Source organism: Janthinobacterium sp. P210005 (genome assembly GCF_036231865.1).
Classification (GTDB): domain Bacteria; phylum Pseudomonadota; class Gammaproteobacteria; order Burkholderiales; family Burkholderiaceae_D; genus Janthinobacterium; species Janthinobacterium kumbetense.
The window spans coordinates 1-23,112 of sequence record NZ_JAZARC010000010.1; the positions used below are offsets into that span (position 1 = coordinate 1).

The window sequence follows — 23,112 nt, forward strand, 5'->3', positions numbered from 1 at the left end:
TGACCATAGCAAGTTGGTCCCACCCCTTCCCATCCCGAACAGGACCGTGAAACAACTTTGCGCCGATGATAGTGCTGCAACCAGTGTGAAAGTAGGTTATCGTCAGGCTTGTTATTCGCAGTAGAGAAAAACCCGCTCAGCAATGAGCGGGTTTTTTTTCGTCTGACGGTTTGATGCATGCTTGTACCTCCAGCAGCCGAAAATCTGGGGTCAGACCCTCACACAGCCAACGCAAAAGGTCATCGCCAACGCACGAAGGGGGGAGGGCCCCGGCTGTTCAGGCGAATAGGTCAGACGGGCTTGGCGTCATGCGACAACATTGCCAGCCGACCAAGCCGACCAGTGCTAGTCAACGGACGAAAAAAGGCAGCGCTGTGCGCTGCCTTTGCTGGTTGATGCTCAGTTTTCCTGCAAAACCTGACGGAACAGATGATTTAACGCTTCCATGCCACCGGTTTTTTCTTCCTTTACTACGCTGAAGTTTTCCAGCCTGGCCAATTCTGCTTCAATGAAGGCATTGAGTTTATCGATACGTGGTGCCAGCTCTTTTTCCAGCGCGAGCTTTTTGCGCTCGAGCAGCATCTGAATCTCTTCCAATAGGCCTTCTTCCTTGGGCAGCAGGTGCAGCAGGGCTGCAAATTCGATTGGCGGTGCGCTTTGGTAGGTTTCTATCCAGCGCGTGGCCAGCAGTGGGCGCAAGACATAAAAATACTTCTTCAAGGGCACCATGTCCGCCATCAGGTAACCGCGGTAATTGGTCTTGGCCATGCTGCGATAGTGGTAGATGCCTTTTTCCAAGGTATAGACGGAATCGAGCAAGGCCTTGGTACCCGTCTTGAAGCCCCCCTTTTCTATATACTGAATCGGCGACTGTATCCATTCAATCACGGCAGGATTGGAACGCCAGAACAGCTGCAGCGCCTTGCGCACATCCCAGCCATTCAAGTCGATATCATCGACGATCGGATATTCGATCACATCGCGTTTATCTTCCAGGTCCACGCTCAGATACCACTCTTGCGGGCGCGCATAGATGAAGCGCACATCGAAGTCGCTATTTGGCGACGCAAATCCCCAAGCGCGGCTACCCGATTCAATCGCCATCAGGATACGCACGCCTTCCTTCTTTTCCACGGCCGCCAGGCGGCGCATGATTTCTACTCGTATATCTTCTGGAATCATCGTTCTCTCTACTTAGTTGCTTGAGGATACTTTATCCCAGTCGAGGTCAAAGCGGGCCAGGTATTTTTTGAGCCGGTCTGCATCGTTGGGTTTGGCTTTCGCCGCGCGCGATACGGCATACAGGGTACGGCCGGCATCGGACATATTGTTCGATTGCCGGCAAATCTTGATCACTGCCTGCAACTGCAGCGCATCAAACAGGTCGAGCTGCGCGGCTACCTCGCTTCCCATGATATCGGCTAGGTCGATTTCCGTGCCGCTGGCAGGCTTGTCATGATGCTGCCACATCCGCTTCAAGCGCCGGATTTCCTCATCGACAACACCATCCGTGATGCGGCCCGCTTCCGACAGGGTGGCCAGGCGCGTGACAGCGGCGGATAAATCGCGGAAATTGCCCTTCCATGCCGAGGTGGGCAGGGTGGCGAAACGCATGAAACGCTCGTGTGCCTCCTTGTTGAAGCGCACGCGTTCGCCCGTTTCCGCGCTGTATTGTGTCAGCAGGTATTCCAGGTTCGGTTCGATGTCTTCCGGCCGCTGCGCCAGCCCCGGCAATTCGTACGTCCACAGGTTGATGCGCGCATACAGGTCTTCGCGGAAGCGGCCGGCCATCACTTCTTTGCCCAGGTCGCGGTTGGTGCCCGCGATCAGCTGGAAGTCGCTCTGTACCTCCGTATCGGCGCCGACGGGAAAGAAGCGCTTTTCTTCAATGGCTTTCAGCAGCATCGCCTGCTCGTCGAGCCCCAGTTCACCGATTTCATCGAGAAACAACAAGCCCTTGTGCGCGCTGCGCAGCAAGCCTGGCCGATCCGAGCCTGCGCCTGTGAAGGAACCCTTGATATGGCCGAACAAGGTGGAGGCTGCGCCATCGCCATGCAAAGTGGCGCAATTGAGGTCGATGAATTTTCCATCGATCTGGTGGCGCGATTTTTTCAGTTCATACACGCGGCGCGCGAGGAAGGATTTGCCGGCACCGGTAGGTCCCATCAGCAGCATGGGAGCTTTCGATTTGATGGCGACGCGCTCGATTTCATCGATCATGCCGTTGTATTTCGCATTGCGCGTGGCGATGCCGGACTTCAGGAAGGTCACACCTTCGGCCTGCTCGCGCGTAAAACGCTGGGCGATCTGGTCGTAGCGCGACAGATCGAGGTCGATCAATGCGTAGCTGCCGGGATTGCCGGTGGCCTGGCGCTTCGGCGGCGACGTTTGCACGAGGCGGCCGGGAAAATAGCGCGCTTCCGTCATCAGGAACATACATATCTGCACCACGTGGCTGCCGGTGGTGATATGAATCCAATAGTCTTCCTTGTCCGGATCGAAGGGGTAGCTATTGGCAAAGTCGTAGAGCGCACCATACACATTTTCGAAGTCCCAGGCATCGCTGATAGGCAGTTCATGGGAGATCAGCCTGGTTTCGGGCGAGACGCTGGCAATATCCTGCGACACCTGGCGTACCAGGTTGTCGAACTGGCTACCCGCGTACAGCAACTCGAAGCGGTCGATGATCTTGTCCTCGTGCTGGGTCAGGGCGATGCTGGGACGCCACTTTTCCCAGCGTGCAGCTCCCCTGCCATTGTCGAGCTGCGTGCCGAGAAAGCCGATGACGACGGTGCGTTTTGCTTGCATATATGGGATAAAAATTTATCTGAAAAGATAATTGTATTCCAAATTTCAGTGACAGGGATATTTTCAATGAACAGCTTGTATTTAAATATTATTTAATAAAATCAATGAGTTATCGTAATTTTTGAGGAAATATTGAAAGCTGGCACAGCGCTTGCAATAGAGGAGATACCAACGAGATAAACGTAGAGAGCAGAGAGGAACGAAAAATGACCAACGCCCAGTTATTCCAGAGCGCGCAACAGACAGCAACCATGCCAGCGGCGCTGGCACGCAATGCCGAAGGCGCATCCGCTTACGCGCTGACGCCCCGGCATCAGCTGGCGCAATACGCGGCCACCGGCTGCCTGAATACGACGTTTTATGCCAGCGCCGAAGCGCAACTGGCGAAAGTACGCGAGCTGTGCCAGGCGGTCGAGCCGACCTTCATTGCGCAGACGGCCGTGTACTGCCGCGAACGGGGCTACATGAAAGACATGCCGGCCTTGCTGGTGGCCATGCTGGCGGGGCAGGGCGCCGCGGAATGCGCGCCGGCCTTTCAGCGTGTGATTAACAACGGCAAGATGCTGCGTAACTTCGTGCAGATCATGCGCTCGGGGGCAGTGGGCCGCAAGTCGCTGGGATCGCGTCCGAAAAAGCTGGTGCAGGCATGGCTGAACGGCGCGTCGGAGCAGGCATTGCTGGCCGCGGCCGTGGGCAATGCGCCGTCGCTGGGCGACGTGGTCAAGATGGTGCATCCGAAACCGCAGGAAGCGTGGCGCGCGGCCTTCTTCGCCTGGCTGATCGGCAAGCCGTACGATGCCGCGGCCTTGCCGCCGGTGCTGGCCGCGTTCGAAGCTTACAAGCTTGATCCAGCGCAAACGATACCGGACGTGCCCTTCCAGATGCTGACGGCGCTGCCCTTGAGCGCACAGGATTGGGCGCAGATCGCCCGCCAGGGCAGCTGGCAGATGGTGCGCATGAATCTGAATACCTTTGGCCGCCACGGCGTGTATGCGATAGCCGGCATGCCGGAGCTGATCGCCGCCAAGCTGCGCGATCCCGAGGCGATTGGCCGGGCACGGGTGTTTCCGTACCAGCTGATGTCGGCTTGCATGGCGGCCGGCGAGAGCGTGCCGGCCATCGTGCGCGATGCGCTGGAACAGGCGCTGGAAATATCGCTGCTGAACGTGCCGCAGATCGCTGGCAAGGTGGTGGTGTGCCCCGACGTTTCCGGTTCGATGTCCTCGCCCGTCAGCGGTTTTCGCGGCAGCGCCACGTCCAGCGTGCGCTGCATCGATGTGGCGGCGCTGGTGGCGGCGGCCATGTTGCGCAAGAATCCGGATGCCATGGTGCTGCCGTTCGAGCACAGCGTGGTGCAGTGCGGACTCGGCGCGGATGATAGCGTGATGAGCAACGCGGCCAGGCTGGCAGCCATCGGTGGCGGCGGTACCAATTGCAGCGCGCCGCTGCTGCGCATGAACAGCAGGAAGGAGCTGGCCGACCTGGTGATTTATGTGTCCGATAACGAATCGTGGATCGACGCCAAACGCAGCGGCGCCACGGCGACGATGGGACAGTGGAATGTCTTCAAACAGCGCAATCCGCAAGCAAAACTGGTATGCATCGATATTGCGCCGCATGCCACCACGCAGGCGATGGAGCGCGAGGATATTCTGAATATCGGCGGTTTTTCCGACGACGTCTTCAAGATCATCGCCGCCTTTGCCGCCGGCCGGCTGGATCCCGCCCATTGGGTGGGAGAAATCGCCGCCATCGATATCGCGGCACCAGTTTGTTGAAGCAAAGCGCATGAATGCGGACAAGACTACATAAAAGACGTCCTGTCCACGCTTGTCATGCGCCGTAGTACCCCGAATGCCGACAGGATTACATCGATCAGCCGCGTCAGACCGGCCTGGCAGGCGCAGTGCGTCTGCCAGAAATCCTGTCCCCCCCTTGTCGGGTTGTCGTACTGATGAATGCCGATGGAACTACATCCTGGGCCGATACGTCGGCAACTGTTTCACCAACCCTGGTCATCACCCCCTATACAATAGAAGAAGAGAATAGCGATGAAAAACGAAGAATACGAAGTCCTGCATACCGAAGGCAGCCGTCCAGTGAAAATGTGGACGCGTGGCGTGCCTGTCGAAGAAGCGGCTAAAAAACAATTGCGCAACACGGCGACCCTGCCGTTCATTTACAAGCATATCGCCGTCATGCCCGACGTCCACCTGGGTAAGGGCTCGACCATCGGCAGCGTGATTCCCACCCTGGGCGCCGTGATTCCGGCGGCCGTGGGCGTGGATATCGGCTGCGGCATGATGGCGGCGAAAACCACGCTGACGGCGAACGATCTGCCCGATAACCTGGGACCGCTGCGCAGCGCCATCGAACGCGCCATTCCGCACGGGATGTCGCCGAAGACGCGCGGCCACCGCGGCCGCGATGAAGGTTCCTGGCATACGCCGCCCTCGGTGGTCGATGCGGCGTGGCTGCAATTGAAGGATGAATTCGATGCGATTTGCCTGAAAACGCCAAAGCTGAAAAATACGAATAATTACCGCCACCTGGGAACCTTGGGTAGCGGCAACCACTTCGTCGAAGTGTGCCTCGACGAGCAGGGGGCCGTATGGTTCATGCTGCATTCCGGTTCGCGCGGCGTGGGCAATGCCATCGGCACCCATTTCATCGAACTGGCCAAGCAGGATATGCGCACCCACTTCATCAACCTGCCCGACCAGGATTTGGCTTACCTGGCCGAGGGAACGCAGCATTACGACGATTACCTGGAAGCGGTGGGTTGGGCCCAGCGTTTCGCCCGCAACAACCGCGAAGTGATGATGCAGAACCTGATCGCCGCCGTGCGCACGGTCATCCATAAACCGTTCCAGACGCACGTGGAGGCCGTCAACTGTCACCATAACTATGTGCAGAAGGAGCACCACTTCGGCAAGGATGTATTGATCACGCGCAAAGGCGCCGTGTCGGCCCGCGCGGGTGAACTGGGGATCATTCCCGGCTCCATGGGTGCGAAGAGTTTTATCGTGCGCGGCAAGGGCAATGCCGAGAGTTTCCATAGCTGCAGCCACGGCGCGGGACGCACGATGAGCCGCACGGAAGCGAAGCGGCGTTTCAACCTGGATGACCAGATCCGCGCCACGCAAGGCGTGGAATGCCGCAAGGATGAAAACGTGATCGATGAAATCCCGATGGCTTACAAGGATATCGATGCGGTGATGCTGGCACAGCGCGAGCTGGTCGATGTCGTACATATCTTGAAGCAGGTCGTCTGCGTCAAAGGATAAGAGAGAGAAAACAGAGATGATAGAAATAGATGGAGCGCAAGGCGAAGGCGGCGGACAGATTTTACGTTCGGCGCTGAGCCTGTCGATGATCACGGGGCAACCGTTTCGGCTGATTAACATTCGCGCGGGACGGGAAAAGCCCGGCTTGCTGCGCCAGCATCTGCTGGCCGTGCAGGCGACAACCGCCATTTGCGGGGCGCGCACGACGCCGGTGGCGCTGCGCGCGTCGAGTCTGGAATTCGTGCCCGGCCCCCTGCGCGGCGGCGATTACCGCTTTGCCATCGGCAGCGCCGGCAGCTGCACCCTGGTGCTGCAAACCTTGCTGCCGGCCCTGCTGCATGCGGATGGGCCATCCACCGTGCGCATCACTGGCGGCACGCACAATGCCATGGCGCCGCCCGTGCATTTTTTGCAGCGCGCGTATGGCCGCATCCTGCAGCAGATGGGCGCCGAGGTGGAGATCGCGCTGCAACGCTACGGCTTTCATCCTGCGGGCGGCGGCGAGGTGACGGCCACCGTGCAACCGTGCCGGCGCTTGCAGCCGATTCAACTGCTGCAGCGCGGCGAACGGAAGGCGGGGTATGCGGAAAGCGTGGTGGCGGGCGTGCATGTGCAGGTGGCGCAGCGCGAGCTCGAGCGTGTCGCCAGCGGCATGGGCTGGAGCGGCAAGCAGCTGCGCCTCGTCGGCTTGCCGGCGGAGCAGGGACCGGGCAACGTCCTGCTGCTGACCCTGGAGCATGAGCATGTCACGGAAGTATTTACTTCGTTCGGCGAAAAGTCCTTGCTGGCCGAGTCCGTGGCCAAGCGCCTGTTGAACGAGGTGCGCGCCTATCTCAAGACGGACGCGGCCGTCGGCGAGCACCTGGCCGACCAGCTCTTGTTGCCCATGGCGCTGGCGGGTGGCGGTACCTTCAGCTGCAACAAGGTATCGCAGCACGCGCTGACGAATGCGGAGGTGATTGCCCGGTTTTTGCCCGTGCGTATCACTTTCGAGCAGCAGGCGCGAGGCAGCATCTGCACGGTGGCCGCCGCCTGACGCGCGCGGTGACACAACTACGTGTTGCAGCTGTTCCAAATTGATACATGGGCGGCCGGATGTGGGGCATAGACGCATGGCATGGCATTTGCTCTTCTTTGGTATTGACTAAAAAACCAAGGAGACCAGCATGACCTATTCCATTCGTACCCTGCTCGGCGTGGCGGCGGCCGGCGCCGTTGCCCTCACTTCCCTGCTGACCTTGCCGCATGCCTATGCGCACGGCAATGTCACGCCGCAAGGCGTCGATACCACGGGCTTGCCCAAGGTAGGCGACAAGTGGCTCGAGCAAAACCCGTATCGGGGCAACAAACTGGCCTTGACGGTAGGCACATCGGCCTACAACCAGAATTGCGCCCGTTGCCACGGCATCGAAGCCATCTCCGGCGGCATCGCGCCGGACTTGCGCCAGCTGGACCGTGATTGCTTCGGTATCAAGAATGAGACAAAGAAACAGGCGTGCTACAAGGAAACGGACAATTACTACCTGACCACCATCCGCCACGGTAAAGTGCGCAATGGGGCCGTGTACATGCCGCCGTTCGAAGGTGTATTCAACCAGGAAGCCATGTGGGCCATCAAGACCTACTTGGAAACGCGCCGCGAGTCTAATTAAGTCGAACTGATCACGAAGGAGTTCCATGCGTTCATTTCAATTCCGGGGCGCGCGCGCGATGATCTCGCTCGCTTGCCTGGCGCTGTGCGCCGCCGCGCCGGCGCGCGCCGACTGGCAAAAAGTGCAGCAGTCGGGCAGCCTGAAAGTGGCTGTGTACAACGAATTCGCGCCGTTTTCCGACAAGGGTACGGGCATCGATATCGATATTGCCGAAGCGCTGGCGAAAAAGCTGGGGCTGAAACTGAGCTTGCTGCCATTTCCCGCCGGCGAAAATCTCAACGACGATTTGCGCAATATGGTGTGGAAGGGACATTACCTCGGTTATGGCCCCGCCGATGTGATGTTGCATGTGCCGGTCGACAAGAGGTTGATGGCGGACAACGACAAGGTCGAGATCTTCGCGCCATACTACGTGGAAACCGTGCGCCTGGCGCGCAGTGCGCAAGCCGTGCCGCAATTCGATGGCGTCGCCTCGCTGGCCGGCAAGCGCATCGGCGTGGAAAAGGTGTCGATCGCGGCCATGCTGATGCTGGGCGAAGACAATGGCAAGTACCGCGACGATGTGCGCATCTTCGATACGGCCGCCGAAGCCTTGCAGCAATTGCAGGCGGGCAAGCTCGACGCCGTGCTGGCCAACCGTTCGGAAATCGAATCGGTGCTGAAAAGCGATCCCGCTTTCCCCATGAGCGAAGTGGCGTTCGCCCGCCTGCCGCGTGCGGGCTGGGCCGTGGGCCTGGCCGTCAGCCGCCAGCAGCTCGACGTGGCCAAGTTGCTGCAGGCAGCCATGAACGAGATGGCGGCCAGCGGCGAATTGAAAACCATCTTCGAGAAATATGGCGTGAAGGAAGCACGGCCGTAGCAGGCCATGTTGAATGACAATAAAGCCCGCGCATCGGAAGAGGCGCGGGCTTTTTAGTTTTAGAAACTATATTGGGCGCTAACGCCCAGCAACCAATTACGTCCCGGCGCCGCTTCATAGTAGCGCTTGTTGCTATCGCCGACGATGACGGAACCCACGTAGGTCTTGTCGAAAAGATTGTTCAGGCGGGCAAACTCCTTGAAGCGCCAATTGCCCACGTTTTGCCTGGCGTTGAACCGCGCATTGAATACCGTGTAGCCGGGCGCCGGTTTTTCGATGTTGCTGTCTTCCGCGTAGACCTGGTTGCTGGCCACGCTTTCCAGCGCTGCGCCAAAACGGTCGAACGTATCTTTCCAGGCCAGCTCCGCAAACAGGTTGGCGCTGGGTACGCCCGGCAAGCGGCTGCCTTCGCGCACACCGCCAAATGCCTGGTCATACACGGCATGCAGGCTGGTGAGCGCCACTTTGGTCGTGAAGCCATATGGCAGGTTCGAATCCAGCGACACTTCCATGCCCTGGCGCAAGGTTTTACCCCCATTGCGATAGCTGGTGCGCCCGCCGCTGGACTTGTCGACCACTAGTTCGTCGTTGGTCTTGATCTGGAACAAGGCCGCATTCACGTGCGTGTTGTTGGCGATCCTGGCCTTGATACCCGCTTCCAGGTTGGTGCTGGTGGCGGGCTTCAAGTTGAAATTGAAGCCGCCGCCTGTGCCCGAGTAAAACAGTTCATTCAGGGTGGGCGCTTCGAAACCGCGCGCGGCGCTGGCGTAGACGTTGACGTTCGGCGTCAGTTTATACAGCAGGCCCAGCACGGGCGTCGTGTGGCTGAATTCCAGGCTGCCGCTATCGTTGCCGTTGCTGAGGAAATGGTCGTCGACAGCCACTTTCATCTTGCTGTAGCGCACACCTGCGCTGAGCAGCCACGGGCCGCCTTGCCATTCCGCCTGGATATACGGATCGAGGCTGGAGACGACATTCTGCTCGTCGCGGCGCAGCTTGCCTTTTACGCCAAAGCTATTGCCAATGAAATTTTCATAGCCGGTACGGTCGTCGCTGGAGCGGCCATAGTCGATGCCGATAGTCGTGCTCAGCTTGCCTCCGGCCAGCTGGTTCACGTGCAGCCAGTTGGTGTCGATGCCATAGAACTGGCGCTGGAAATCGACCACGCCGCCCGAATGGCTAGGCGGCGCCTGGAATCCCTTTGTAAACGCCTGGTACTGGATCACGTCGCGGTTGCCGCCATACACCATCACGTGCAGTCGGTCATCGCCGAACGATTGTTCATAAGTGGCGCCGATCTGCTGGTGGTCGATGCTCTTGCGCGTGTTGTAGCGCTCGGCCAGGGTACGTTTCGGGTTTTGCGTGTCCGTCGTGTCGATTTCGCCGGCGCGCGGGTCGCGGGCAAACGTGGTCCAGGTGACGCCCAGGGGATCTTGCGTATTGCCTTGATGCAGGCTGTTGGCGACGATGGTCAGCTTGCTGTCCGCGGTGGGCTTGACGGTGATCTTGCCGAACGCCTGTTCGCGCGTGGCGGCGCTGTGGTCGCGGAAGCCGTTCGTGCGGAAGCGCGAGCCGTCGAGCACGTAGCCGATGCCGCCTGCCTGGCCCTGCGCCGTCAAGTCCACCTTGCTGGTGCCGTAGCTGCCGCCCGTCACATTCAGTTCGACGGAAGGGGGATTTTGTCCATCCTTGGAGAACAGCTGGATCACGCCGCCCGAATGGTTGCCGTAGATGGCAGAAAACGGTCCGCGCAGTACTTCGATGCGCTCGGCCGTATCGAGATTGAACGTGGCGGCCTGGCCCTGGCCATCGGGCATGCTGGCGGGAATGCCATCGCTGATCAGCTTGACGCCGCGCACGCCGAAGGCCGAGCGGGCGCCGAAGCCGCGCGACGAGATTTGCAAGTCTTGCGCGTAGTTCTGGCGGTTTTGCACGACCAGGCCCGGCACGGCGGCCAGCGCTTCCGACGCGTTGACGCGGATTTGGCCATCCTGGATGCGCGCGCTGTCGACCACGTCGATGGACGCCGGCACTTCCTGGCTGGGGTGGGCGATGCGGCTGCCGCTGACGACCACCGTATCCATGAGTTGCCCATTGGCCGGGTCAGCTGCCTCGGCGGCAAAGACATGGGGGGCGAGGGTGGCGCTGCCGGCGACAAACAGGCTGGCGATGGTGTTCAGGCGGAAACGATGCTGCATGCGGATTCTCCAATGTGAATAAAAGCCTGCTTGATCGCGTGCGCGGTACAGGTCTGCGTAGGTGTATCAAGCAATATGCCTGCCATGTCTCCATTGGTGGGCTGAAATTATACGCGTGTCAGTGGCACGGCGTTTGCATACGGTAATTGTCAGAGGCGCCGATACGGCGCGCTTTTCCCTCGTTTTGCCATTGAAAAGGTGATTATGCCCAACTTCTTCTCGCGCTTGCGCCAGGTGTGCTGGCTGCTGCCGGCGCTCGCCAGCACCGCTGTCCAGGCCGCTCCCTTTGCCTATGTTCCCAACGAAAAGTCGGGCACCTTGAGCGTGATCGACACGGCGACCGACCAGGTGGTGCGCCAGATCGCCGCAGGCAAGCGTCCGCGCGGCATCGCCGCCGACCCCGCCGGGCGGCAATTGTTTGTCACGGATGCGGCCAGCAGCGCCTTGCTGCTGATCGACAACGCTGGCGGTGCGCCCGTGCGCACGGTGGCGCTGGGCAAGTCGCCCGAAGGCGTCAGCGCCTCGCAAGACGGTAGTCACGTGGCCGTGGCCGTCGAGGAAAACAACAGTGTGGCCTTGCTCGATGGCCAGACGGGCGTCTTGCTCGCCGATATCAAGGTGCAGGGACGCAATCCGGAACACGCCGTCTTCAGCCCGGATGGGCGCTGGCTGCTGGTCAGCGCGGAAGAGGCGGAGCAAGTCGATGTCATTGATGTGGCGCAACGCCGCCAGGTCGCTTCCATCGCCGTGGGATTGCGGCCGCGCGGCATCGGTTTCAGTCCGGACTCGGGCCGCGCCTACGTGGCGTGCGAACTGGTCAATGCGGTCTACGTGATCGACATGGCCGTGCGCAAGGCGATTGCCACCATTCCAGCGGGCAAGAATGCGAATGGCATCGCCGTCCATCCCGGCGGCAAACAGGTGTATGTCTCGAACGGCATCGACGGTACGGTGATGGTGATCGACACGGCCAGCAATCAGGTGACGGCCACGATTGGCGTCGGCAAGCGCCCGTGGAACATGGCCATCACGCCGGACGGCGCCAAGCTGTACGTGGCCAATGGCCGCTCGAACAGCGTGTCCGTCATCGACACGGTCAGCGCGCGCAAGGTGGCCGATATTGCCGTGGGTGAATTGCCATGGGGCGTGGTGATTCGTTGATTCCTTCATGGCACAGGCGCAGGTGTTCCAGTCTGGTACACCTGTTCCATTGTGCAGCGGCGACGGGGCGGCGCAGCAGGGCTGGCCCGGATTGGAACAGGATGCCGCCGCCTTGTTCAAAACGCAAACAGCGCCACGCCCCCACCCAAGTCCGGGGCATGCGCTGAAAAGCAGGCCGGGATTGACGCCACGCCCTTGCAACGAGGGTAAAACCGGCTAAGTTTGTAGTGGGATGGCGAGCTGGCACGGCATTTGCGGAAGACTCCGTGTACTCACCCCATCTGTACCAGGACGTTTGATTTTAATTAAGTATTTCCATTCTAATTAACCCGATAGAGGACGACATGAATCTCGCAGACATCAGCAAACTGGGCGTAGCCAATCCCTTCAAACAACGCTATGACAATTACATCGGCGGCAAATCCGTTGCACCAGTAAAAGGTGAATACTTTCCTAACATCACCCCGATCACGGGCTTGCCGTTTTGCGAAATCGCCCGTTCCACGACGGAAGACGTCGAGCTGGCGCTGGACGCCGCGCACGCCGCCAAGGAGGCATGGGGCAAGACTTCGCCTGCCGAGCGCGCCAATATCCTGAACCGCATCGCCGACCGCATCGAACAGAATCTGAGCCTGATCGCCACGGCGGAAACCATCGACAACGGCAAGCCGATCCGCGAAACGATGAATGCCGACATTCCGCTGGCCATCGACCATTTCCGTTACTTCGCCGGTTGCATCCGCGCCCAGGAAGGTTCCGTCGCGCAAATCGACGCGGAAACCTATGCCTATCACTACCATGAGCCGCTGGGCGTCGTGGGCCAGATCATCCCGTGGAATTTCCCTATCCTGATGGCCGTGTGGAAACTGGCGCCGGCCTTGGCCGCCGGCAATTGCGTCGTCTTGAAACCGGCCGAGCAGACTCCGGCTTCCATCATGGTGTTGATCGAGCTGATCGGCGACCTGCTGCCGCCTGGCGTGCTGAACATCATCAATGGTTTCGGCCTGGAAGCGGGCAAGCCGCTGGCGTCGAGCAAGCGCATCGCCAAGATCGCCTTTACGGGTGAAACGGGCACGGGCCGTTTGATCATGGGCTATGCGGCGCAAAACCTGATTCCCGTCACCCTGGAGCTGGGCGGCAAGTCGCCGAACATCTTCTTTGAAGACGTGATGGATGCCGATGATGAATATTTCGACAAGTGCCTGGAAGGTTTTGCGATGTTTGCGCTGAATCAAGGTGAAGTGTGCACCTGCCCATCGCGCGTGCTGATCCAGGAATCGATCTACGAGAAATTCATCGAACGGGCCTTGAAACGCGTGGCTGCCATCAAGCAGGGCAATCCGCTCGACTCTGCCACCATGATCGGCGCCCAGGCGTCGCAGGAGCAGCTGGAGAAAATCCTGTCCTACCTCGACATCGGCCGCCAGGAAGGCGCGGAAGTGCTGGCCGGTGGCGAGCGCAATACGCAGGCGGGCGACCTGGAAGGCGGCTATTACGTGCGTCCGACCGTGTTTAAGGGCAATAACAAGATGCGCATCTTCCAGGAAGAGATCTTCGGACCGGTCGTGTCCGTGACCACCTTCAAGGATGAGGCCGACGCATTGGCGATTGCCAACGATACCTTGTACGGCCTGGGCGCCGGCCTGTGGACGCGCGACGGTTCGCGCGCCTTCCGCATGGGACGCGCCATCCAGGCGGGCCGCGTGTGGACCAATTGCTACCACCTGTATCCGGCCCACGCCGCGTTCGGCGGCTACAAGCAATCGGGTATCGGCCGCGAAAACCACAAGATGATGCTCGACCACTATCAGCAAACGAAGAACTTGCTGGTGAGCTATAGCCCGAAAGCGCTGGGCTTCTTCTAAACCGGCAACGGGCGCCGCGCTTGCAGTCCAGGCGCGGCGCGCAGAAAGGGATGCCATGAGTGCAGCAATTGCCCGGGTGGTCGCCACCGATGCGGCGCTGGAAATGATGGACAAGTTGCGCCAGCGTCACGGCCCGCTGATGTTTTTCCAGTCGGGCGGCTGCTGCGACGGCAGTGCGCCCATGTGCTACGCGCTGGGCGAGTTCGATGTCAGCGATACCGACATTTATCTCGGCAATTTGAATGGCACACCGTTCTACATGGGACTCGAGCAATTCGAGTACTGGGAGCATACCCAGTTGATTATCGATGTGGTCGATGGCAATGGCGGCATGTTTTCACTCGACAACGGCACGGGCAAGCGCTTTTTGACGCGCTCGCGCCTGTTCACCGATGAAGAGTGCGCGCTGTTGCATGCCCAGCCGCATGAGCACCGCAAGACTTGATACACACATACTAATAAAACAGAGGGAGATGATTGTGCAGAAAAAAATCATGGGGATACTCATCGGTTTGGGTTTGGCATCGCTGGCCCAGGCGGCCGACGTGGGCAATGTCACCAATGCCATGCTCGACAGCACGGCGAAGAATCCGGCCAGCGTCCTGTCGTTTGGCATGGGTACGCAAGGCCAGCGCTATTCGCCGTTGACGCAGATCAATGACAAGACCGTGGCCAAGCTGGTGCCGGCGTGGTCGTTTTCGTTCGGCGGCGAAAAGCAGCGGGGCCAGGAATCGCAGCCGTTGATTCACAACGGCAAGATGTTCGTCACGGCATCGTATTCGCGCATCTTTGCCGTCGACTTGAAAACGGGCGCCAAGCTGTGGAAATATGAGCATCGCTTGCCGGACGGCATCATGCCGTGCTGCGACGTGGTCAACCGCGGTGCGGCCCTGTATGGCAATCTGGTGATTTTCGGTACCCTGGACGCCTACCTGGTGGCGCTGGACCAGAACACGGGCAAGATCGTCTGGAAAGAAAAAGTGGCCGATTACGCGGCCGGCTACTCGATGACGGCCGCGCCGCTGATCGCCGAAGGCTTGCTGCTGACGGGCGTGTCGGGCGGGGAATTCGGCATCGTCGGCCGGGTGGAAGCGCGCAATCCGATGACGGGCGACCTCGTGTGGAGCCGTCCGACGGTAGAGGGCCATATGGGTCACCGCTACGACAAGGACGGCAAGGCCATCGACAACGGCGTGTCCGGCACGGCGAACAAGACGTGGCCGGGCGACCTATGGAAAACGGGCGGCGCCTCGACCTGGATGGGCGGCACCTACGATCCGCAAACCAAGCTCGCCTACTTTGGCACGGGCAACCCGGCGCCGTGGAACAGCCACTTGCGTCCCGGCGACAACCTGTACTCGTCATCCACCGTGGCGCTGGACGTCAAAACGGGCCAGATCAAGTGGGCGTATCAGAACACGCCGAACGATGCCTGGGATTTCGATGGCGCCAACGAGTTCGTCACCTTTGACATGGATGGCAAGCGCTATGGCGGCAAGGCCGACCGTAACGGCTTCTTCTATGTGATCGACGCCAACACGGGCAAACTGCAGAACGCCTTTCCATTCGTGAAGAAAATCACCTGGGCCAGCAGCATCGACCTGAAGACGGGCCGGCCGAATTTCATTGCCGCCGGCCGCCCTGGCGACCCGACCAAGGGAGAGGAAGGCAAGAAGGGTACGACCGTGTTTGCCGCGCCCGCTTTCCTCGGCGCCAAAAACCAGATGCCGATGGCGTACTCGCCGCAAACCAAGCTGTTCTACGTTCCCGCGAATGAATGGGGCATGGATATCTGGAACGAGCCGATCAGCTACAAGAAGGGCGGCGCCTTCCTCGGCGCGGGGTTCACCATCAAGCCATTGTTTGACGACTACATCGGCGCCATGCGCGCCGTCGATCCGAAGACGGGCAAGATCGTCTGGGAAATCAAGAACAACGCGCCGCTGTGGGGTGGCGTGATGAGTACGGCCGGCAACCTGGTGTTCTACGGCACGCCGGAAGGCTTCCTGAAAGCCGTCGACGCGAAGACGGGCAAGGAATTGTGGAAATTCCAGACGGGCTCCGGCGTCGTGGCGCCGCCCGTCACCTGGCAGGATGGCGACACGCAATATGTGGCCGTCGTTTCCGGCTGGGGTGGCGCCGTGCCGCTGTGGGGCGGCGAGGTGGCGAAGAAGGTCAACTTCCTGGAACAGGGCGGTTCCGTGTGGGTCTTCAAGCTGGCATCGAAGTAACGGGGTGAAGCATCCGGGCCACTCGGATGGGTGTCTCCCTGTCCGCCGGGTGTTTTCTTTTTGCTGACGGCCCAGGCCGTCAGTTTTTTGTTTACCTGGACGCCCGCTATGCCTGCTTGCGGTCAAAAAATGAACACCGGCAGTGGCGATTGATCCGCTGCTGCACAAGTCAAATACGTATTTTCTCTTTCTCCCTCTGGGCCGCGCTGGGCACGCTTATTGCCAAAGCTTGAGGTACATCAATCACTGGTGTGCACACTAAAAACAGAGAAGAAAGAGGAGAAGCAATGAATACATTGATCAAGCTGGGGAGCCTGGGTGTCATGACAATCGCAGCGGTGGGACAGGCACACGCCGTCGATATCAAGGCTGGCGACTGGACCGTGTCGGTGGGCGGCATCGTCAACGCTTATTACACGCAAGTGTCGTGTTCGGGCGATGCCGTGGGCGGGCTGGCGCTGGGCGGCCAGGCGCTCGGTTGCGGCGGCGAGAAAGACCGTACGACCATCGGCAACGGCTTGCTGCCGAATGGTTTGATCACCTCGGCAAGTTCGCGGCTGGGCGAGTACGACGTGAAAGCCTTGATCGGCATCTACAACTCGACGGCCACGGACAGCGCCATCAGCCAGAACAGCGTGGTCGATGTGCGCCAGGCATTCTTTACGTTTGGCAATGAACACATGGGCACTTTCAAGCTGGGCCGCGACTACGGCATCTTCGGCGCGAATGCGATTTTGTCCGACATGACCTTGCTGGGCTCGGGCGCACCCGTGCAGGCGACGCAGCGGGGCCGGGTGACCCTGGGCCATATCGGCGCCGGCTACACCTATCTGGGCAACTATGGCCAGATCATGTACAGCTCGCCGAAGTCGGGCGGCTTTGGCGCCGATGTGGCGCTGGTCAGCCCCGTCTCCGATACGCCCATCGTGGCAGGCTCGACCTATTCTTCAAAGTCGAGTCCGCAAGTGCAGGCGCAGCTGACGTATGCGCAGGAAGGCTTGAAAGCCTGGTTGGGCGTGAAGTCGCAAAAATTCACGTCGAAAACGCCGGGCGTCGATGACTTGACCATGCGCGGCGTGGAAGTGGGCGGTTCGTACCAGATGGGCCCGGCTGGCGTGCTGCTCAACTTCCAGGGTGGCAAGGGGCTGGGCATCTTGTCCGATGCGGACCAGGGCGATACCAAGTCGAAGAACTGGCTGCTGCAAGGCACGTACAAGACGACAGACAAGCTGAAACTGGGCTTGTCCTACGGCATCAGCAAGAACGACGACAACACGGCCGGCACGGGCGGCTTGAAGTCGAACGCCAACCTGACCCTGGGCGCGTATTACTCGCTCAACAGCGCGATCACCCTGGTGGGCGAACTGGGCCAGACGCGCTCGAAAGGATTTACGGGCGGCGAAGCGAAGATGAATGGCGTGTCCCTGGGCGGCATTATTTTCTTCTAATACATGAACGCGGCGCCTTGCGACAAGGCGCCGCACGGAGCGTGGTGCATGCGGATAATGCGGTTGTTCATCGGATGCTGGCTATTCCTGTTTATCCTGGGACAGGCGTGGGCGGGCGTGCTCGCCAAGGCCGAGCTGGCGCGGCGTTTTCCTGCTCCCATCGTCGTGGGCGACAAGGAGACCGACTTGCCCGTCTGGCCATTGTTCCGGCAAAACGCCACGGCCACGGAGCTGGTCGGTTACGTTTTTGAATCGGTGGACCTGGCGCCGATCCCCGGCTTTTCCGGCGTTCCCGTCAACTTATTAATCGCTATCAATCCCCAAGGGAGTTTTCTCGACGTGGCCGTGCTGTCGCAGCACGAACCCGTGTTTCTCGATGGCCTGGGCGAGGCGCCTTTATTCCAGTTCGTCAAACAGTATCAGGGACTGTCGCTGAAGCAGAATATCGCTATCGATGCCAGGAAGAAACGCGCCACGGACGCCACGCACGCCGATATCGATGGCGTGTCGAAGGCCACGGCTTCCGTGCGCATCATCAACCAGAGCGTGCTGGCGTCGGCCTTGAAAGTGTCGCGCAAAAAACTTGGCTTTGCGCAAGGCCGTGACCCGGATCAGATCGCGCGCATCCGCATGGACGTGTTCGAAAAGCTTGATGTCGCGCAAATGTTAAAGCAGGGCTTGATTCAGCATGTGCGGTTGAGCAACAAGGAGATTGAAAGCCTGTTTGCCGGCAGTCCCGGTGCGGGCCTCGATGGGGAAGCCACGCGCGCGCCGGACGGCGTGTTCATCGACCTGTACCTGGCGTATGTGTCCGTGCCCAGCGTGGGGCGCAATCTGTTGACGGAACGCAGCTGGAACAAATTGCGCAACCGGCTGGACGAAGGCGACCACGCCATCCTCGTCATGTCGCGCGGGCGCTACAGCGTGCTGGGCGATGATTTCGTGCGCGGCACGGTGCCGGACCGGCTATTGCTGAAACAGGATGGCTTGCCCATCGACATGCGCGACCTGGACCTGGAGTTGCAATTGGCGGATACGACGCTGTTGCCGACGGAAAATGTCGCCGTCTTGCGCGTCATCAGTCAGGCGGGGCTCGATGCGGCCAGTCCGCTGGCTTTTACCATGCCGATCACGCGCAGCAAGGGCATCGTGTATCCCGAACGCATTGCGCGCAATGTGGATGTCAATTACCGCCTGCCGGCCGAGTTTTATACGGCGCCGCAAGGCGACGATGCCTCGTGGCGCGGCACGTGGAAAGGGCGCAAGACGGAGTTGCTGCTGTTGCTCGCCGGGCTGGCGCTGCTGGCCGGTGCATTGGCTTGGCAGAAACGCCTCGTGCGCGATGGCAGGCAATTTGTCTGGTTCCGCCGTCTGTTCCTGTTGTTTACCATCGGCTTCATCGGCTATTACGCGCAGGGACAGTTATCGATCGTCAATATCACGGGCGTCATCCAGGCCCTGCTGGCGGGGCGTAGCCTGGGCTTTTTCCTGTTTGATCCGATGACGGTGATCCTGTGGGCGTTCGTGCTGCTCAGTTTGCTGATCTGGGGGCGCGGCACGTTTTGTGGTTGGCTGTGTCCGTTTGGCGCCCTGCAGGAATTCACGGGCAAACTGGGCCAGTGGCTGCGCTTGCCGCAATGGAAAATCAAGCCGCGCCTGGATGGGCGCTTGAAATGGATCAAGTATGGCTTGCTGGCGGCCATTCTGGGCAGCAGCGTTTTTTCCAGCCAGATCACGGACAAGCTGGTGGAACTGGAACCGTTCAAGACGGCGATTACCCTGAACTTCGTGCGGGCCTGGCCGTTTGTCGCGTATGCCGTGGGCTTGCTGCTGCTCAGTAGTGTTTCCTACAAATTCTTTTGCCGCTACCTGTGTCCGTTTGGCGCGGCGCTGGCGCTGCTGGGACGTTTTCGCCTGTTCAACTGGATACCCCGTCGCAAGGAGTGCGGCACGCCTTGCCAGACTTGCCGTCACCGTTGCGAGCATCACGCCATCGCGCCTGGCGGGAAAGTCGATTATGGCGAGTGTTTCCAGTGTATGGATTGCGTGGTGATTTACGCCAGCGATGAAAAATGCGCGCCGTTGATGCTGGAAATCAAGCGTGCCCGCACCATTCCCATCGTCCGGGCCACGCCAGAGGAGAGCAGCAATGCAGCGTAGAACGTTTATTTCCGCCGCCATCGGCAGCGTGGCCGGCATGACGGGCTTGTCTTTGCCGGGCAGCATGGCGCGGGGCACGGCCACGGCGTCCGGCGTGCGCCCTTATCGCGGTGCCGCGCTGGCGTTTGGCACGACCATCGCCGTCACCGTGTTGCATCACGATCAGCGCCAGGCCGAACTGGCCATCGAGGACGCCTTGCATGCAGCGAGGAATATCGACCGCCTGATGAGCATTTACAGTCCCGTCAGCCAAGTCTTCCAGCTGAACCGTGACGGCCGCCTGGCCCGGCCGGATGCGCATTTGCTGGCCGTGCTGGCGCAGGCGCATGCTTTGTCGCAATGGAGCGATGGGGCGTTTGATATTACGGTGCAACCTTTGTGGCAGCTGTTTCGTGCGGCGGCAGACCAGGCAAGCTTGCCGACGGACACCTTGCGCCGCGCGGCGCAGGCGCGGGTAGGCTGGCGGCAACTGGCGTGGGATAGCCGGGAAGTGCGTTTTCTGCAGCCGGGCATGGCGCTGACCTTGAATGGCCTGGCGCAAGGCTACGCGGCAGACATGGCGCTGGCAGCCGTGCAGGCGCGCGGCATACGGCACGCGCTGCTCGATACGGGCGAATTCGTTGCGCGTGGGCAGCGTGGCGTGCGCCGCCCGTGGACTTTGGGCATCCAGGATCCGCGCGACGCGGAAATCCTGGCGGCCACCTTGAAAGTGGAGGGGCGCAGCGTGGCCACGTCGGGCGACTACGAATGCACGTTCACGCCCGACTTCGCGCATCACCACATCTTCGACCCATCGAAGGGCGATTCGCCGCGTGAACTGGCCAGCGTGACGGTGCTGGCGCCCACGGGTTTGCTGGCCGATGGCTTGTCGACCACCTTCATGGTCACAGGAGCCGCACGCGCGCATGCCATGGCCGCACACATGGAGGGCGTCGACCTGATGACCATCGACAAGCAGGGCCGGCGCGCGATGTCGCCCGGTTTTTCCCATTTACTCTAGGCTATTTCAGGTGCGGCACCTTGCGATAGATCGTGTTGCGCGACACGCCCAGGGCCCGCGCTGTGGCCGAGACGTTGCCGCCGTGGGCATCGAGCGACTTGAGGATCACGCTTTGCTCCATCTCTTCCAGATTGGCGCCGGCGGCGATCATGCGGTCCGTGCTGGCGCTGGCGGCAGTCGCTTGCGTCATCTCAATATCGTCGAGGAAATCATCAGGCATGTGGCGCAAGCAGATTTCATGCTCGTCGCCCGCCATGACGATGGCCGTGCGCAAGAGATTGGTCAGCTGGCGGAAATTGCCTGGCCATTTATGCTGGTGGAACATGCGCAGGATGTCCGGCGCCACCGTGTAGCGCGTGTCGGGCGCTTCTGTTGCGAGGATTTTTTTCACGACCGTGTCCAGGTCCGTGCGTTCGCGCAGCGGCGGCAGTTTTACCACCAGGCCATTCAGGCGGTAATACAGGTCTTCGCGAAACAGTCCCTTGGCCATGCGTTCGCGCAAGTTGTGATTCGTGGCGCAAATGAGTTCCACGTTGACGGTGATCGATTTGCTGCTGCCCAGGGGCGTGACCATGCGTTCCTGCAACACGCGCAATAGCCGCGCCTGCAAGCCAAACGGCATGTCGCCGATTTCATCGAGGAACAGGGTGCCGCCATTCGCTTGCAGGATCTTGCCGATCGCGCCTTTCTTGCGCGCGCCCGTAAAGGCGCCGTCTTCATAGCCGAACAGTTCGGATTCGATCAGGGTTTCCGGGATCGATGCGCAATTGACGGCAATAAACGGTCCCATGGCCCGCGGCGAGTCGTTGTGGATGGCTTGCGCCAGCAATTCCTTGCCGGTCCCCGTTTCGCCCATGACGAGGATGGGGATGTCGCGCCCCAGCACCTTGTTGACCTTTTCGATCACCAGTTCCAGTTGCGGATCGCCCGTGCGCAGGTAGCGCAAGCCGGACAGGCGCCGCGCCGCGTTGGCCGCATGGCTGGCGGACGCGGGAATCTGGGCCGGCACGGCATTGATATCGCTATGGTCGGTGCTGGCAGTAAAGCCGTGCTGGAAGACGCTATTGGACAGGCGCAACTGCGCGCGCCCATACACGCGCACGCCGCTGTGCATGCACAGGTTCAGCAAACCGGGTGCGGCAGTGCGGTAATGGTCGTACAGGGCGGACACTGGCAAGCCGAACAGGGAGCTGAAGGTATGTGATTGCAGGGCGGCAAATGACAGGCCCAGCTGGAACAAGCCGTTTTTATTGGCCGATAAAAACCGTCCGCCCGGCGTGAACGAGGCGATGCCTTCCATTAAGGTGCCGATGAATTCGGGGCGCGCGTGGAAGTGCACGGTGATGGCGTCTTCGAAGGTGGCGGAAAACAGCTGGTTTTCGATCATCAGCGCCGACATGCGCACGAGAGCCATCGTATGCTTGTGGAAACTGCGTTGGTCGCTCGAGACGTCCAGCACGCCGATGACGTTGCCCCGGTGGTCGGTGATCGGTGCCGCGGAGCACGTCAGGAAATGATTGGCGGCCAGGTAATGCTGGTCCGCATGGACCAATGTCGGTACTTTTTCCGTGATCGCCGTGCCGATGGCATTCGTGCCGCGGCTCTGTTCCGACCACGCCACGCCTGGCTGCAGGGCGACCCGGTTGGCTTTCTCCAGGAAATCATCGTCGCCCAGCGAATGCACGATCACGCCGTTGGCATCCGTGAGAATCACCATATTGTGCGTGTTGACGATTTGCTGGTACAGGGTTTCCATGGCCGGCAGCGCGTGCGTGTGCAGCATGCGGTTTTGCTCGATCAGCAAGGACAGGTCGGACTTGCCCGCCGGCGTGAAGTCGGGCGTGGCCGTGGGCGACAGGCCAAAGGCGACGGAACGCTGGTGGGAAGTTTCAATGATGACGGGGACGTTGTCCTGTCCTGCCGGCAAAATGTTCGCGTCCGCGATGGACGAAAACGGTGCGCTACGGTAAGTAGCTGACGGTTGATACATGATCTCGTTGCCTCCGTTGGGCCCTGTACTGCGGCGCTCTTTTGAATATCGAGAGTGTTCCATAATGTAGCACCTGTCACAGATGGGAGCAAAGCAAAGCGAACCGGGCTATCCCCAGTGTTGCTGCCTGGCCCAGAGTTGCTCCCCTCGGTGGTCGGTGCATGTGTTCATATAAGCAATTGCGGTGCCAGGCCTATTGCCTTTGATCTGGCGCAAAAATAGCGCTTGCGGGGTGTGCAGGGCACGGCTATAATTCGCCCCCTCGCTGAACGACGCATGCAAATGCCGAGTGAGACGAGAAAAAGAAGGAGTTGACGGACGTAGCGAAATGCTTCATACTCTTCCTTCTTCGCAGCTGACAAACACAACGCTTTGTCGATAGCGCGAAAGCAGTAACCGAATACAGTTCTTTAACAATTAACAGTCGATAAGTGTGGGCATTTGATGTAAGTG

Annotated in this window: 16 protein-coding genes and 1 rRNA gene; 13 read left to right on the top strand and 4 right to left on the bottom strand. The window is 60.2% G+C overall.

The features are described from left to right. Positions 1 to 108, top strand: a 5S ribosomal RNA gene (gene rrf, locus VPH40_RS27760); the annotation flags it as partial. Between the two features lie 291 nt (positions 109 to 399). Here rrf and VPH40_RS27765 read toward each other — a convergent pair. After that, the gene (locus tag VPH40_RS27765; protein ID WP_328575029.1) at positions 400 to 1,182 is read right to left on the bottom strand and encodes a nucleotidyltransferase domain-containing protein; all 783 of its coding nucleotides are present in this window, start codon (positions 1,180 to 1,182) and stop codon (positions 400 to 402) included. Between the two features lie 12 nt (positions 1,183 to 1,194). After that, positions 1,195 to 2,808 (bottom strand): RNA repair transcriptional activator RtcR, encoded by a 1,614-nt coding sequence (rtcR, locus tag VPH40_RS27770; protein WP_328575030.1) that lies wholly within the window; start codon positions 2,806 to 2,808, stop codon positions 1,195 to 1,197. A 206-nt stretch (positions 2,809 to 3,014) separates the two neighbouring features. Between rtcR and VPH40_RS27775 the strand changes: the two genes are divergently transcribed. The 5 genes from VPH40_RS27775 (at position 3,015) to VPH40_RS27795 (ending at position 8,606) form a co-directional block, all read left to right on the top strand. Beyond that, positions 3,015 to 4,586 (top strand): vWA domain-containing protein, encoded by a 1,572-nt coding sequence (locus tag VPH40_RS27775; protein ID WP_328575031.1) that lies wholly within the window; start codon positions 3,015 to 3,017, stop codon positions 4,584 to 4,586. 273 nt (positions 4,587 to 4,859) lie between these two features. Further along, positions 4,860 to 6,095: an RtcB family protein gene (locus tag VPH40_RS27780; protein WP_328575032.1), complete on the top strand. Its 1,236-nt coding sequence runs from the start codon at positions 4,860 to 4,862 to the stop codon at positions 6,093 to 6,095. 16 nt (positions 6,096 to 6,111) lie between these two features. Continuing rightward, a complete protein-coding gene (gene rtcA, locus VPH40_RS27785) occupies positions 6,112 to 7,131 on the top strand; it encodes an RNA 3'-terminal phosphate cyclase (RefSeq protein ID WP_328575033.1) in 1,020 nt (339 codons plus the stop codon). Between the two features lie 130 nt (positions 7,132 to 7,261). Beyond that, positions 7,262 to 7,747 carry a cytochrome c-550 PedF gene (gene pedF / locus VPH40_RS27790; RefSeq protein ID WP_035824926.1) on the top strand — a complete coding sequence of 162 codons (486 nt, stop codon included), beginning with the start codon at positions 7,262 to 7,264 and terminating at the stop codon, positions 7,745 to 7,747. Between the two features lie 25 nt (positions 7,748 to 7,772). Continuing rightward, complete coding sequence (locus tag VPH40_RS27795; RefSeq protein ID WP_328575034.1) at positions 7,773 to 8,606, top strand: substrate-binding periplasmic protein; 834 nt, start codon at positions 7,773 to 7,775, stop codon at positions 8,604 to 8,606. A gap of 59 nt (positions 8,607 to 8,665) precedes the next feature. Here VPH40_RS27795 and VPH40_RS27800 read toward each other — a convergent pair whose 3' ends face one another. Beyond that, the gene (locus tag VPH40_RS27800) at positions 8,666 to 10,804 is read right to left on the bottom strand and encodes a TonB-dependent receptor family protein (RefSeq protein ID WP_328575035.1); all 2,139 of its coding nucleotides are present in this window, start codon (positions 10,802 to 10,804) and stop codon (positions 8,666 to 8,668) included. 204 nt (positions 10,805 to 11,008) lie between these two features. Between VPH40_RS27800 and VPH40_RS27805 the strand changes: the two genes are divergently transcribed. The 7 genes from VPH40_RS27805 to VPH40_RS27835 all read left to right on the top strand — a co-directional run bounded on the left by VPH40_RS27805 (position 11,009) and on the right by VPH40_RS27835 (position 20,669). Beyond that, on the top strand, positions 11,009 to 11,965 hold the full coding sequence (locus VPH40_RS27805; RefSeq protein WP_328575036.1) for a beta-propeller fold lactonase family protein: 957 nt from the start codon (positions 11,009 to 11,011) through the stop codon (positions 11,963 to 11,965). 344 nt (positions 11,966 to 12,309) lie between these two features. Further along, positions 12,310 to 13,830 carry an aldehyde dehydrogenase gene (adh, locus tag VPH40_RS27810; RefSeq protein ID WP_328575037.1) on the top strand — a complete coding sequence of 507 codons (1,521 nt, stop codon included), beginning with the start codon at positions 12,310 to 12,312 and terminating at the stop codon, positions 13,828 to 13,830. A 55-nt stretch (positions 13,831 to 13,885) separates the two neighbouring features. Further along, the gene (locus VPH40_RS27815; protein WP_034756816.1) at positions 13,886 to 14,275 is read left to right on the top strand and encodes a DUF779 domain-containing protein; all 390 of its coding nucleotides are present in this window, start codon (positions 13,886 to 13,888) and stop codon (positions 14,273 to 14,275) included. Between the two features lie 49 nt (positions 14,276 to 14,324). Beyond that, complete coding sequence (locus VPH40_RS27820; protein WP_328575038.1) at positions 14,325 to 16,061, top strand: PQQ-dependent methanol/ethanol family dehydrogenase; 1,737 nt, start codon at positions 14,325 to 14,327, stop codon at positions 16,059 to 16,061. Between the two features lie 287 nt (positions 16,062 to 16,348). Continuing rightward, positions 16,349 to 17,509, top strand: a complete 1,161-nt coding sequence (locus tag VPH40_RS27825; protein WP_257218735.1) for a porin — start codon at positions 16,349 to 16,351, stop codon at positions 17,507 to 17,509. 57 nt (positions 17,510 to 17,566) lie between these two features. Continuing rightward, positions 17,567 to 19,669 (top strand): 4Fe-4S binding protein, encoded by a 2,103-nt coding sequence (locus VPH40_RS27830; RefSeq protein ID WP_328575039.1) that lies wholly within the window; start codon positions 17,567 to 17,569, stop codon positions 19,667 to 19,669. Next, positions 19,659 to 20,669: an FAD:protein FMN transferase gene (locus tag VPH40_RS27835; protein WP_328575040.1), complete on the top strand. Its 1,011-nt coding sequence runs from the start codon at positions 19,659 to 19,661 to the stop codon at positions 20,667 to 20,669. The genes VPH40_RS27830 and VPH40_RS27835 overlap by 11 nt, the downstream gene beginning before the upstream one ends. A 1-nt stretch (position 20,670) precedes the next feature. Here VPH40_RS27835 and VPH40_RS27840 read toward each other — a convergent pair whose 3' ends face one another. Continuing rightward, the gene (locus tag VPH40_RS27840) at positions 20,671 to 22,659 is read right to left on the bottom strand and encodes a sigma-54-dependent Fis family transcriptional regulator (protein ID WP_253192795.1); all 1,989 of its coding nucleotides are present in this window, start codon (positions 22,657 to 22,659) and stop codon (positions 20,671 to 20,673) included. Positions 22,660 to 23,112: the final 453 nt, after the last annotated feature.

Excerpts from the sequence above, each read along its gene's own strand:
- VPH40_RS27840 (WP_253192795.1), bottom strand. The coding sequence starts at position 22,659 with ATGTATCAACCGTCAGCTACTTACCGTAGCGCACCGTTTTCGTCCATC.
- pedF (WP_035824926.1), top strand. The coding sequence starts at position 7,262 with ATGACCTATTCCATTCGTACCCTGCTCGGCGTGGCGGCGGCCGGCGCC.
- VPH40_RS27765 (WP_328575029.1), bottom strand. The coding sequence starts at position 1,182 with ATGATTCCAGAAGATATACGAGTAGAAATCATGCGCCGCCTGGCGGCC.
- VPH40_RS27805 (WP_328575036.1), top strand. The coding sequence starts at position 11,009 with ATGCCCAACTTCTTCTCGCGCTTGCGCCAGGTGTGCTGGCTGCTGCCG.
- VPH40_RS27815 (WP_034756816.1), top strand. The coding sequence starts at position 13,886 with ATGAGTGCAGCAATTGCCCGGGTGGTCGCCACCGATGCGGCGCTGGAA.
- VPH40_RS27775 (WP_328575031.1), top strand. The coding sequence starts at position 3,015 with ATGACCAACGCCCAGTTATTCCAGAGCGCGCAACAGACAGCAACCATG.
- VPH40_RS27800 (WP_328575035.1), bottom strand. The coding sequence starts at position 10,804 with ATGCAGCATCGTTTCCGCCTGAACACCATCGCCAGCCTGTTTGTCGCC.
- rtcR (WP_328575030.1), bottom strand. The coding sequence starts at position 2,808 with ATGCAAGCAAAACGCACCGTCGTCATCGGCTTTCTCGGCACGCAGCTC.
- VPH40_RS27820 (WP_328575038.1), top strand. The coding sequence starts at position 14,325 with ATGGGGATACTCATCGGTTTGGGTTTGGCATCGCTGGCCCAGGCGGCC.
- VPH40_RS27795 (WP_328575034.1), top strand. The coding sequence starts at position 7,773 with ATGCGTTCATTTCAATTCCGGGGCGCGCGCGCGATGATCTCGCTCGCT.
- rtcA (WP_328575033.1), top strand. The coding sequence starts at position 6,112 with ATGATAGAAATAGATGGAGCGCAAGGCGAAGGCGGCGGACAGATTTTA.
- VPH40_RS27830 (WP_328575039.1), top strand. The coding sequence starts at position 17,567 with ATGCGGTTGTTCATCGGATGCTGGCTATTCCTGTTTATCCTGGGACAG.
- adh (WP_328575037.1), top strand. The coding sequence starts at position 12,310 with ATGAATCTCGCAGACATCAGCAAACTGGGCGTAGCCAATCCCTTCAAA.
- VPH40_RS27780 (WP_328575032.1), top strand. The coding sequence starts at position 4,860 with ATGAAAAACGAAGAATACGAAGTCCTGCATACCGAAGGCAGCCGTCCA.
- VPH40_RS27825 (WP_257218735.1), top strand. The coding sequence starts at position 16,349 with ATGAATACATTGATCAAGCTGGGGAGCCTGGGTGTCATGACAATCGCA.
- VPH40_RS27835 (WP_328575040.1), top strand. The coding sequence starts at position 19,659 with ATGCAGCGTAGAACGTTTATTTCCGCCGCCATCGGCAGCGTGGCCGGC.